The sequence below is a fragment of the Phenylobacterium kunshanense genome, from assembly GCF_003254525.1.
GTDB lineage: Bacteria > Pseudomonadota > Alphaproteobacteria > Caulobacterales > Caulobacteraceae > Phenylobacterium > Phenylobacterium kunshanense.
In genome coordinates this window covers 1-11,785 of sequence record NZ_QFYS01000003.1, presented here as the reverse complement: position 1 = coordinate 11,785, position 11,785 = coordinate 1, and the positions used below count along the sequence as shown (strand labels likewise).

The 11,785-nt window shown below is 70.1% G+C and carries 8 protein-coding genes; 4 read left to right on the top strand and 4 right to left on the bottom strand.

All coding sequences use genetic code 11. From position 1 onward, the window contains the following. The first annotated feature begins 33 nt into the window (after positions 1–33). Positions 34–2,133, top strand: a complete 2,100-nt coding sequence (locus tag DJ019_RS08190) for a PQQ-dependent dehydrogenase, methanol/ethanol family (RefSeq protein ID WP_111275540.1) — start codon at positions 34–36, stop codon at positions 2,131–2,133. Positions 2,134–2,326: 193 nt separating this feature from the next. Here the strand turns inward: DJ019_RS08190 and DJ019_RS08185 are convergent, their stop codons facing one another. From DJ019_RS08185 to DJ019_RS08175, 3 genes are read right to left on the bottom strand one after another with little or no spacing between them, the layout of a single operon-like run. Beyond that, entirely contained in the window at positions 2,327–3,580 is a 1,254-nt protein-coding gene (locus DJ019_RS08185; protein ID WP_111275539.1) for a TolC family protein, read from the bottom strand. Then, positions 3,577–6,666: an efflux RND transporter permease subunit gene (locus DJ019_RS08180; RefSeq protein ID WP_111275538.1), complete on the bottom strand. Its 3,090-nt coding sequence runs from the start codon at positions 6,664–6,666 to the stop codon at positions 3,577–3,579. Before DJ019_RS08180 ends, DJ019_RS08185 begins: the two co-directional genes overlap by 4 nt. A 3-nt stretch (positions 6,667–6,669) precedes the next feature. Beyond that, positions 6,670–7,605 carry an efflux RND transporter periplasmic adaptor subunit gene (locus tag DJ019_RS08175; RefSeq protein ID WP_111275537.1) on the bottom strand — a complete coding sequence of 312 codons (936 nt, stop codon included), beginning with the start codon at positions 7,603–7,605 and terminating at the stop codon, positions 6,670–6,672. Between the two features lie 272 nt (positions 7,606–7,877). On the opposite strand from DJ019_RS08175, the gene DJ019_RS08170 reads away from it, so the two are divergent. The 3 genes from DJ019_RS08170 (at position 7,878) to DJ019_RS08160 (ending at position 10,746) form a co-directional block, all read left to right on the top strand. After that, a complete protein-coding gene (locus tag DJ019_RS08170) occupies positions 7,878–8,531 on the top strand; it encodes a response regulator transcription factor (RefSeq protein WP_111275536.1) in 654 nt (217 codons plus the stop codon). A gap of 1 nt (position 8,532) precedes the next feature. Beyond that, positions 8,533–9,897 carry an ATP-binding protein gene (locus DJ019_RS08165; RefSeq protein ID WP_165843938.1) on the top strand — a complete coding sequence of 455 codons (1,365 nt, stop codon included), beginning with the start codon at positions 8,533–8,535 and terminating at the stop codon, positions 9,895–9,897. A gap of 171 nt (positions 9,898–10,068) precedes the next feature. Continuing rightward, positions 10,069–10,746: a nitroreductase gene (locus DJ019_RS08160; protein WP_111275534.1), complete on the top strand. Its 678-nt coding sequence runs from the start codon at positions 10,069–10,071 to the stop codon at positions 10,744–10,746. A 355-nt stretch (positions 10,747–11,101) separates the two neighbouring features. Here the strand turns inward: DJ019_RS08160 and DJ019_RS08155 are convergent. After that, positions 11,102–11,785 (bottom strand): ABC transporter ATP-binding protein (locus DJ019_RS08155; RefSeq protein WP_111275533.1); only part of this gene is annotated, 684 nt, incomplete at its 5' end.

Genomic DNA, 11,785 nt, shown 5'->3' with positions numbered 1-11,785 from the left:
GACCAGCGTCGGCCCGTCACGGGGCGACGAACCATGCGAAAGTCTGTGTTGCCGGCGGCCGCCGGCCTGTTGCTGGCTGGAGGGCTCGTCGCAGGGTTCTCGCCCGCGCGCGCCGTCGATGGCGCGCGGCTCCAGGCCACCGCCCCGGGAGAGTGGTTGGCCGCCAGCAGAACCTACGACGAGCAGCGCTACAGCCCCCTCACGCAGATCAGCGGCGCGACCATCGGCCGGCTGGGCCTGACCTGGTACGCCGACATCGACACCGAGCGCGGTCAGGAGGCGACGCCGATCGTCGTGGATGGCGTGCTCTATGTCACCATCGCCTGGAGCATGGTGAAGGCCTATGACGCGGCCACGGGCCGCAAGCTCTGGGAGTATGATCCCAAGGTCGACCGCGCCGTGGGACAGATCGCCTGCTGCGACGTGGTCAACCGCGGCGTCGCGGCGTGGAAGGGGCGCATCTATCTCGGCGCGCTGGACGGCCGCCTCATCGCGCTCGACGCCAGAACCGGCCAGGTGGCGTGGTCGGTCCAGACCACCGACCCGGCCAAGCCCCACACGATCACCGGCGTACCCCGGATCATCCGCGGCAAGGTGATCATCGGCAACGGCGGCGCGGAATACGACGCCCGCGGATACATCACCGCCTACGACGCAGCGACAGGCCGCCAGCTCTGGCGGTTCTTCACCGTGCCAGGGGACCCGGCCAAGGGCTTCGAGACCCCCGAGCTCAGGATGGCGGCCGAGACCTGGACCGGCGAGTGGTGGAAGCTGGGCGGCGGCGGCACCGTCTGGGACGGCATGGCCTACGACGTGGAAACCGGCCTACTCTTCATCGGCGTCGGCAACGGCACGCCCTGGAACCAGAGGTTCCGCAGTCCAGGCGGTGGCGACAACCTCTTCCTCTCCTCGATCGTGGCGCTGGACCCGGACACCGGACGGTACCGCTGGCACTATCAGACGACGCCCGGAGAAACCTGGGACTACACCGCCGCTCAACCGATCATGGTGGCTACCCTCCCCGTCGGCGGTCGCCCGCGGCGCGTGGTGATGCAGGCGCCGAAGAATGGCTTCTTCTACGTGCTGGACGCCCGTACCGGGGCCTTGCTGTCGGCCGAGAAGTTCGCGCCCGCGGACTGGGCCGAGCGGGTGGACCTGAAGACGGGGCGGCCGGTCGAGAATCCGGCCGCGCGCTTCGACAGGACCGGACAGCCCGCCATCGTCACTCCAGGGCCGCTCGGGATGCACAACTGGCACCCCTGGTCGTTCAGCCCGCGGACGGGTTTCGTCTACCTGCCGGTGACCGTGAACAACGGCGCCTACGGCAGCGCCGCCGAACTCAAGGTCAACGATCGCGCCTTCAACACGGGCGTCGACGCGGGCCCTGCCATGAAGCTGTACGCCCGGCCAGGCGCGCCGAAGCCCGGGCCCATCACGAGCTACCTGCAGGCCTGGGACCCCGTCCGACAGACGGAGGTCTGGCGCATGACCAACCCGGTCTATGGCGCAAGCGGGACCCTGGCGACCGGCGCCGACCTCGTGTTCAGCGGCGATCATGCCGGACGTTTCGCCGCCTACGACGCACGCACCGGACGCCAGCTATGGACCACCCCGACCCAGGCCAAGGTGGTCGCCGCGCCAATGACCTATGAAGTCGGCGGCGAACAGTACGTGGCCATCCTGGTCGGGGCGCGAGGGCTTCCCGGCGCCCAGGTCCGCACCAGCCCCGTCAGCGCGAACAACTCGCGCCTGCTGGTCTACAAGCTCGGCGGAAACCTGCGCCTTCCCGAGGCCGAGTTTAAGCCCGCTCAGGCCTCCACCACCCTCCGCGTCCTCAACCCGCCGCTCCTTACTGGCACCAACGAGCAGGTCATCGACGGCCAGACCTCCTACGGCCGTGTCTGCTCGGGGTGTCATGGCGCGGGCGCCGTGGCCGACAAGTCCGTCCCCGACCTCCGTTACTCGACGACGCTCAACAGCCTGCCCGCCTGGAACGCCATTGTCCTCGACGGAGCCCGGGCGGGGAATGGGATGGCGTCCTTCAGGCCGCTCCTCGCGCCCGGCGAGTCGGAGGCGATCTGGCACTACGTCATCAGCCAGGCGAACAAGGACAAGGCCGCCGGCAGGAACTGACGCGCCGCTAGAGCAGAGGCGATGAGGCACGGACAACACGGCCGAGGTGAGGCGCGTGCATGCTCAGCGAGAGATGGCCCGCCAAAGCGGCGGTGATCCTAGGGACTATCCTTGCTTGATGACCGCCATGCGGCACGAGGCGACATGGGCGCCGACGGCAAGCGGACGCTTGCGGGCGCATGGAGTGATGCGGTCAATCCTCTTCGGAGAGCCACAGTTCGTGCGCGTCGAGCGCCATACGCAGCAGCGTGCGATGGGCCTCGGCGCGGGCGGCCAGTTCGAATCGGCGGGCCTCGAAAGCTTGTCGCTCGGCCAGCAATCGGTCGGACAGGTCGCGCTCGCCGAGCTGGTAGGCCCGGGTGATGCGCGCGGCCGCGACCTCGCTCGCCGCCCGCGCGGTCTCCGCGTCATGCCAGGCCGCCAGGGCCGCCTCAGCCGCCACAACGTCGGTGTCGGCCGTCGCCCGGATCTCGCGCGAGACCAGCGCGTGGCGCGCCAGCGCCTGGGCGGCGATCCCTGCCTGCCGGTCGGCGACCGCACTCCGACGCGGGCCGCTGAACGGGATCGAGACGAACACGCCGACGCCAGTCTCGTCCCCTCCCCGCTCGCTGAACGTCCGCACGCCGATGGTCGGATCGGGGGCGCGGTCGAGACGCGCCCGCCGCGCGAGGGTCTCCTCGCGATCCGCTTCGGCGCGGGCCATGCTGATCTCGTGGCTGCGCTCGACGATCAGCGCCGCCCAGCGGTCGAAAGCCCGCCGCGGCGCCGACGGCGGCGGCAGCGTAGCGGTGGCTGGCGGGACCAGTCCGGGAAAGACGCTCACTAGCTCCACGCGCGCGCGGCGCTCCAGGCCGGCCGACTGAACAAGGGCCGCGCGGGTGCGCGCCTCGGCGCCCTGGGCTTCCTGAAGCTCAAGGAGAGCGGCGTCCTTGAGTTCGACGCGTCGCTTCAGCGCCTGGACCTCCCGCGCATAGGTCTCCGCTTCCGCCGCGTCGATGGCATGGCGCTCACTGGCCTCCATCCAGCGCACCCAGCGGTCGACGAAATCGAGGGAGGCCTGGTGGCGCGCGTCCTCCACGGCGTCCTCGGCGGCGCGAACCCCGGCCATCCCCGCGGCGCGGTCGAGACGGCCCTTGCCGGGCAGCCGGAGGCCGCGGCTGAGCTGGCCGGACCACTCCGAATAGTCGCCGTCGCCGCGGACGCGCCGGTCGTCGAAGGTGGCGGTGAATGTGGTCTCGTGTTCGCCGGCGACCAACTGACGGGCTTCGGCGCGCGCCTGCGAAAGGCGGCCCTGGGCCAGAGCGACCGGTGGCGAAGCGTCCAGCACCTCAAGGACTGCCGCGTCCGGCGGCAGAAAAGGAGGGCGGTCAATCCCTGGCTCCGCCGCGTGGCCTCCCGAGGCGGTGGCGGCCGCCACCGCAACGCAGATGAAGATGCGTCGGATCATGCAGTCACCTCGCGGGCCGCCGCGCCCCGCTCGAGCCCGAAGCGCCGGTACAGAATGGGAAGCAGGATCAGGGTCAGCAGCGTGGACGTGACGAGGCCGCCGACCACCACGATCGCCAGGGGCTTCTGGATCTCCGAGCCGGGACCGGTGGCGAGCAGCAGCGGAACAAGGCCAAGGGCCGTGATGCTGGCCGTCATCAGCACCGGGCGCAGCCGCCGGCGCGACCCTTCCACGACCGCGTCACCGATGCTGAGCCCCCGCTGGATCAGGTCGTTGAAGTGCGAGACCAGGACCAGTCCGTTCAGCACGGCGATCCCAAGCAGGGCGATGAAGCCGACCGAGGCCGGCACAGAAAGGTACTGGCCCGACGCCCAAAGGGCCAACATCCCGCCGATCAGGGCGAAAGGGATGTTGGCCAGGATCAGCAGCGCCTGACGCATCGAACGCAGGGTGGCGAACAGGACGAGGAATATGAGGCCGAGCGCCGCCGGTACGACGATCCCCAGCCGCGCGGCCGCGCGGCGCTGGTTCTCGAACTGACCGCCCCAGGCCAGGCGATAGCCCTGAGGCAACGGGACCTCGCGCGCCACCCGCGCCTGGGCGTCGGAAACGAAGCCGACAAGGTCGCGGCCGGTGACGTAGGCCTGGATGACGGCGAAGCGAGAGGCGTTCTCCCGATCGATCTTCAGGGGACCGTCGACCCGGCGCGCGGCCGCCAGCTCCGAAAGGCGTGCGAGGCCCCCGTCAGGCGTGGCGATCTCAAGCTGCTCGATCTGCTCGGGCTGTGCACGGGCCGCCTCTGGCCCCCGCACGAGGATCGGCGTCCGGCGGCCCGGCTCGAACACGACGCCAGCGGGCGCCCCTTCGATCTGGGCCCTCAGTTCGGTCTGGACGTCCTCGATCGACAGGCCGCTTCGTCCGGCCGCGGCCCGATTCATGTCGAACTGCAGATAGGCCAGGCTGTCACCAGCTACCGTGTAGACATCGGCCGCGCCCGGAGTGGACTTCAGCACCGCCTCGATGCGGGCCGCCAAGTCCCCGAGCGTGGCGAGGTCCGGACCAAAGACCTTCACCGCCAGGTCGCCGCGGCTGCCGGTGAGCATCTCCGAGACCCGCATCTCGATCGGCTGGGTGAAGGCGGCGTCCACGCCGGAGAAGTCCGCGACCACCCTGCGCAGTTCGTCCGTCAGCCAGGCCTTATCCTGCCGCCGCCACTCGGATTTTGGCGCCAGCACAAGGAAGCTGTCGGTCTCGTTCAGACCCATGGGGTCGAGCCCAAGCTCGTCAGAGCCCACGCGCGCTACGATGCGCTTCACCTCGGGCACGCGCTCCAGAACGGCGCGCTGGACCGCCATGTCCTGGCGCGTGCTCTCGTCCAGGTTCACGGAGGGCAGCTTTGCGAGCTGCATGAGGATCGCGCCCTCGTCCATTGTGGGCATGAAGCTCTTGCCGATGAAGACATAGCCCGCGCCCGCGGCCGCCATCCCGACGACCGCCGCGGCCACCACGGGCATGGGACGGGCGAGGGACCGCTCCAGCAGCCGCGAATAGGCCGGTCCAACCCGCCGCATCAGCCAGGAGTCGTGGTGTGGCTGCGGCTTGAGGAGGAATGATGAGAGGACCGGGATCAGCGTGAAGGACAGCGCCAGCGACGATCCCAGGGCGAACACGATGGTCAGGGCCACCGGCGCGAACAGCTTGCCCTCCAGCCCCTGCAGGGACAGCAGCGGCATGAACACGAGGCAGATGATGATGACGCCCGAGACGACCGGGGTCGCCACCTCTCGGCAGGCCTCGTGGATGAGGTGCAGCTTCCGCGAGCCCTTGATGTCGGGGCTGTTGAGCCGCTCCACGGTATTCTCCACCACGACTACGGCCGCGTCGACCAGCATGCCTATCGCGATGGCCAGTCCGCCCAGGCTCATCAGGTTCGCCGACAGGCCGAAGGTCCGCATGAGGAGGAAGGTGGTGAGCGCCGCGAACGGCAGGGTCACGGCCACCACCACCGCGGCGCGCAGCTCGCCCAGGAACAGCAGCAGGAGCACGACCACCAGGATCGTCGCCTCCATCAGGGCCTTGGTCACCGTGCCGGTCGCGCGCTCGACAAGTTCGGAGCGGTCGTAGAAGGGGCTGATCGTGACGCCCTTGGGCAGGCTGGTCTGGACTTCGGCCAGCCGCGCCTTGACCTGCGCGACCACGGCCTTGGCGTCGGCGCCCTTCAGCGCGATCACGATCGCCTGCACGGCCTCGCCGCGACCGTCCTCGGTGACGGCGCCGTAACGGGTAAGCGCCCCTGTTCGCACCTCGGCGATATCGCCCAGCCGCACCGAGCCGCCGCCCGGCAAAGCGATCGGCGTGGCGCGAAGGTCGTCCAGCGTGACGGCGGCGCCGACGACGCGGACGACCAGGGCTTCCTCGCCCTCAATCAGGCGACCGGCGCCGTCGTTGCGGTTGGCGGCTTCGAGGGCCTGCCGCAGGCTGGCCGTCGTCAGGCCAGAGGCCGCCAGCGCCGCGGGATCCGGAACGACCTCGAACGCCCGGGCCCGTCCGCCCAGCACATTCACGTCCGCCACACCAGGCAACCCACGCAGGGCGGGTCGGACCGTCCAGTCCAGCAGCGTCCGGCGCTCCTCCAGGGAGAGACCCGGCCCTTCCAGGGTGAACATGTAGACGTCGGAGAGCGGGGTCGAAATCGGCGACAGGCCGCCGCTGACGCCGGCCGGCAGCGCGTCCATGGCGTTCGCCAGTCGCTCGGCGGTCTGCTGGCGCGCCCAGTAGACGTCCGTCCCTTCCTGGAAATCCAGGGTAATGTCGGCGATCGCGTACTTGGCAGTGGACCGCAGCATGGCCTGTTTGGGAATGCCCAGGAGCTCCATCTCCAGTGGCGCGATGACCTGGTTCTCCACCTCCTCCGGCGTCATGCCCGGGGCCTTCAGGATGATCTTCACCTGGGTGGGCGAGATGTCCGGAAAGGCGTCGACCGGCAGCTTGCGATAGGCGTCGATCCCCGCCAGCAGCAGGCCGAACGCCGCCACGAGGATCATGAGGCGCTGGGAGAGGGCCAGGCTGACAAGGCGGGCGAACATCGATCAGCGCCCCGCCGCGGCCTTGAGTTGGCTGACGCCCGCCGTGGCCACCGGGATTCCAGGGCGCAGGCCCGTCACCACGGTGGTGGTCGGCGACTGGCCGACCAGCGCGACGGGAACCGGCTGGTAGCCGGCGGCGGTGCGGGCGAAGACGGTGTCGCGCCCATTCACCGCCACGACCGCCGCGCGGGGCACGCTGACCGCGCCCGGCGGCGCCTTGGCGTAGACCGTCATCCAGACCGCACGGCCCGGAAGCACCTCGGCCTCTGGCGGCAGTTCGGCGCGCAGGATGACGGACCGGGTGCGGGCGTCGATGGCCGATCCGACGGCGACCACGCGCCCGCGGCGGCCTTCGGCATCGACCGCAGCGCCGACCTTCACGCGCCCGGCCTGGGCCGCCGGCAGCCTGGCCTCTAGCCAGGTCCGGCCACCCCGGTCGATGACCACCGCGGGCGCCATGGCCTCGACCCCCGCCCCAGGCTGAAGGTTGAGCTGGGAGACCCGGCCCGCGATGGGCGCGCGCAGGACGTATTCGCCCGCACGGCCGCCGCCCCCGGCGGCGGAGAGCAGCCGCCGCTTCTCGCTCACCAGCGCCCGGGCCTGGCCTGCCCGCGCGCCAGCCTCCTCGGCACGGGCGCCGGCGATGATCCCCTCGGCGGCCAGGGTGCGGGCGCGTCTGCTGGCGGCGTCGGCGGCGCGCAGCTCGGCCTCCGCCTGCGCCAGCTCGGCGCCCACGCGCAACGCATCCTGGCTGAACAGCAGGGCCAGCGGCTGGCCGGCGCGGACGTCCTGGCCCTCCAGTACGTCCACCCGCAGGACCGTCCCGGCGAAGGGCGCCGCGGCCACCATACGCCCGTTCATCGCCGGGGCGGCGGTGGCCGACAGAGTGGCGACGGGCGCTTCGGAAACGGGCGATGCGACTGCGGTGCGCAGCCCCATCGCCCGCTCCTGCGCCGGCGTGACCTTCACGAGCGGGGGGGATGCCGCGAGGGCCGAGCCGGCAAGGACAGTGAGGGCAAGCGCGCCGAAAGCGCCACGGACTCGGGAGTTGAGCGTCGGCAAGACTTAGGGTCCTCGCTGGCCGTGGAGTTCACGGCGAGCCCTCTCTGGCAGGCCTCGCTGAAATGACCCTGACGCGAAGCTGAAATGAAGCTGAACGTCCGCGCGCCGGCTTTCAGGCAGGTTTCAGCCCAGGCGTGCTAGGCAGGCGCATGCGTGTGCTTCTGGTCGAGGACGACAGCGAGCTGGCGCGCCGGCTGGAGCTGGCGCTGACGGAGGCGGGGTTTGCCGTCGACCGCGCCGGCGATGGCGAGGAGGCCGCAGAGCTGGGGGAGACGGCGACCTTTGACGCCGTAGTGCTGGATCTGGGTCTGCCGCGCCTTCCCGGACTGGACGTCCTGCGCCGCTGGCGGCGGGCGGGGCGGAATATGCCCGTGCTTGTGCTGACGGCGCGCGACGCCTGGACCGACCGTGTGGAGGGCCTGAACGCCGGCGCCGACGACTATCTGGGCAAGCCGTTCCAGTCGGCGGAGGTCGTGGCGCGCCTGCGGGCGCTGGTTCGCCGCTCGGGCGGCGGGGCCTCGCCAGTCCTGTCGCTCAACGGACTGGACCTCGACCCCGCGGCCGGCGTCGCGCAGGTGGACGGCCACACCGTCGAACTGACGGCGCGGGAGCTGCGGATCCTCGAATACCTCATGCATCGGCGCGGGCGGATCGTCTCGCAGGGCGAACTGATGGACCACGTCTACCCGATGGAGGAGGTGCGCGAGTCCAACACCATGGAGGTCTATGTCGCCCGCCTCAGACGCAAGCTAGGCCGTGAGCGGATCCGCACGATCCGTGGCCTCGGCTACCGGATGGGTTGACGTGAAGGCGCGTTGGCGGAGCTTTCGGGCGCGACTGATCGTCGGGTCCGTAGTGTGGATCATCGGCGGCGTAGCGCTCAGCGGCTTGGCGCTGTCCGAGCTGTTCCGCGAGCATGTGACGGAGCAGTTCGATGGGGAGCTGCATGGCCACGCCGAAGAACTGATCGCCCTGGCGGCGGTGGACCCGACCGGCCGGCCCTACCTGCACCGGCGCCTCAGCGATCCCCGGTTCCTGCCACCGGGATCCGGCTTCTACTGGCAGATCGAGCGGCAGGGCAGCGCGCCCGTGCTGTCGGGGTCCCTGGCGGGACATCCGCTCGTCCTTGATGGTGCGCCGCCGGCCACCGGTGTGGAGCGCCATGTCTTCATCACCGGGCCGCGAGGCCCGGTACGCCTCGTCGAGCGGACCATCGTGCCGGCCGGCGCGGGCGGCGAGCCCCTGCGGATCGCCATCGGCGTCGATGAGCGGGAGCTCGACCTGGTGCTGGCCGACTTCAACCGGACACTGGCCCTCTCCTTGGGCGTCATCGCCCTCGGGCTGGTGGTCGCGGCCTTCCTGCAGGTGACCTTCGGCCTGCAGCCTCTGGGCCGGGTCCGCACGGCCCTGGCCGACGTCCGCAGCGGGCGCGTGCGACGCCTGCCCGAGGACAGCCCCAGCGAGGTGAGACCGCTCGTCCAGGACCTCAACGCCCTGCTCGACGCCAATGAGGAGATGATCCGCCGGGCGCGCGCCCAGGCCGGCAACCTCGCTCATGCGCTCAAGACCCCGCTCGCCATCCTGGTGGATGAAGGCGAGCGATTGCGCGCCGCAGGCCAGTCAGAGGCCGCGTCGGCGATCCTGGCCCAGTGCGACCGGATGCGGCGGCAGATCGACTACCAGATGGCCCGGGCAAGAGCGGCGGCCTCGCGCAGCGCGCCCGGCGCGGCGGCGGATCTGAATGCGACGCTGGCGCCCATACTCTCAGCCATGGACCGCCTGCACGGGCGCCGGGGAATTCGATACCGGATGGAGTGCGCTGACCAGGTCGCAGCGGCGGTCGAGACGCAGGACCTGGCGGAGATGGTCGCCAACCTGCTGGACAACGCGGGCAAGTGGGCGACCGACGAGGTGTTCGTCGGGGTCTCGACCTCGCGCGAAGGGGTCGTCCGCATCGTCATCGACGACGACGGCCCGGGGCTGCCGCCCGAGAGCTGGGAACTGGTGTTCGATGTGGGTCAGCGGCTCGACGAGCGGGCGCCGGGTTCGGGCCTGGGCCTGCCGATCGTGCGCGACCTCGCCAACCTGTACGGCGGTCGGGTCTGGCTCGAGGATAGCCCGCGAGGCGGCCTGCGCGCGGTGCTGGAGTTGCCTGCGGCGAGGGCGTGATGAGCTGAACCGAAATCCCGCGCTGGCGGGCCCGGCAGGTCGGGCGCAGCGGTGGGTGATCGCCTCCGGCGCAAGTCGCGGCTTGAATGACGTCGCGTAGACTGTTTTTCGCTAGGAGCTACAGACCTGGTCCGGCCGCGGCCTGGGTGAGCCAAATCCTCCTGAGGCATCATGCAATTTGACGACGTCATCCTCGGTCGCCGGAGCATCCGCGGTTACAAGCCCGACCCTGTTCCCCGGGAGTTGATCGAGGAGATCATCACCCTGGCGATGCGGGCGCCTTCGTCAATGAACGTGCAGCCCTGGAACTTCTACGTCATCACGGGCGAGCCGCTGGACCGCATCCGCGCCGGCAACACCGAGCGCAACCTCGCGGGGGTGCCCCACTCGCGCGAGTTCCGCGTCGGCGGCGCCTTCGAGGGCAAGCACCGCGACCGGCAGGTGGGCGTCGCCAAACAGCTCTTTGGCGCCATGGGCATCGCCCGGGACGACAAGGAGGCGCGCCAGGACTGGGTTCTGCGCGGCTTCCGCCAGTTCGACGCGCCGGTCTGCGTGATCGTGACCTTCGACAAGGAACTGGAGGGCAGCGACGATGCGCCCTTCGACTGCGGCGCAGTGGCGACCAACCTCGTCAACGCCGCCTGGTCGCGCGGCCTGGGCGCGGTGATCAACAGCCAGGGCATCATGCAGTCACCCGTGGTCCGCGAGCACGCCGGGGTCGCCGACGACCAGGTGATCATGAAAAGCATCGCCCTCGGATGGCCGGACGACACCTTCCCCGCCAATGCCGTCGTCTCCGAACGCAAGTCGGTCAAGGAAGCAGCCGTCTTCGTCGGCTTCGACGACTGACTGCCCTCGGCAAGAACACTGGTGCGACCAGGACGCCGGCTCCAGGTCCCGGCCCCCGCCAGGAGCGGGACTGGGACTTCAGCCGACGCGGACCTTTCGAAGCAAGCCCTGCCCCGCAAAGGGGGAGGCCGAAGCCGCATGGTTCGGGCTCAGGGAAGGGTTCACTTCAGACTTCGATCCTGGATGAGCCCGATGCCTCTTCTGAAACTGGCTGCTGGTGGGCCCGGCAGGACTCAAATTTCCCTCGGTGATTGCTCTATTGGAACGCCACGTACCAACACTGCTACCAACGCGTCCCGCTGCGCCATGATTCAGAGCTCCGCTTGAACCGCACGGGACGAGGATTCTCCCCGCGTCAGCTCGCCGCTTCCCTTCTCGCGTCCTCAGTCACGCGACCGTCGGTCAGGGTGACACGTCGGGCGCACTGCGCCGCGACATGCTCGTCGTGGGTACAGATCAGGAAGGTGACGCCATCCTCTCGGTTCATCGCACGCATCAGCTCCAGCACCTGCTCGGCCGATTGCCGATCAAGGTTTCCCGTGGGCTCGTCGGCCAGGACGAGGAGCGGGCGATTGATCAGTGCGCGTGCGATCGCCACGCTGTGTTTCTGACCTCCGGAGAGGCGCGTCGCCCGACAATCAGCGCGATCCGCGAGCCCTACGCGGACAAGCAGCTCGCGGGCTCGCTGGCGCAGCTCTCGGGAGATCCCCCCGGCACGCGCCGCCGCCGGAAACGCCACATTCTCGAGCGCGCTGAAATCGGGAAGCAGGTGATGGGCCTGGAAGACGAAGCCGAGCTTTCGGTTGCGGAATACGGCCCGTTCTCTGTCCGGGAGATCGTCGACGCGCTCTCCGCCGATCCGGATCTCGCCCGCCGAAGGCGTCAGCAGCAGCCCGAGGATGGAAAGCAGCGTCGACTTGCCCGATCCGGACGCCCCGACGAGGGCGACCAGTTCGCCGGTATCCAGATCGAGGTCGATACCGTTCAGGACTGGCGTGACCTCCTCGCCATTGCGGAAGCTCTTTTCGACGCCGCGGGC

What these genes read in the sequence shown, in the direction of transcription:
- DJ019_RS08190 (WP_111275540.1), top strand. Translation starts at nt 34, where the DNA reads ATGCGAAAGTCTGTGTTGCCGGCGGCCGCCGGCCTGTTGCTGGCTGGA.
- DJ019_RS08185 (WP_111275539.1), bottom strand. Translation starts at nt 3,580, where the DNA reads ATGATCCGACGCATCTTCATCTGCGTTGCGGTGGCGGCCGCCACCGCC.
- DJ019_RS08180 (WP_111275538.1), bottom strand. Translation starts at nt 6,666, where the DNA reads ATGTTCGCCCGCCTTGTCAGCCTGGCCCTCTCCCAGCGCCTCATGATC.
- DJ019_RS08175 (WP_111275537.1), bottom strand. Translation starts at nt 7,605, where the DNA reads ATGGGGCTGCGCACCGCAGTCGCATCGCCCGTTTCCGAAGCGCCCGTC.
- DJ019_RS08170 (WP_111275536.1), top strand. Translation starts at nt 7,878, where the DNA reads ATGCGTGTGCTTCTGGTCGAGGACGACAGCGAGCTGGCGCGCCGGCTG.
- DJ019_RS08160 (WP_111275534.1), top strand. Translation starts at nt 10,069, where the DNA reads ATGCAATTTGACGACGTCATCCTCGGTCGCCGGAGCATCCGCGGTTAC.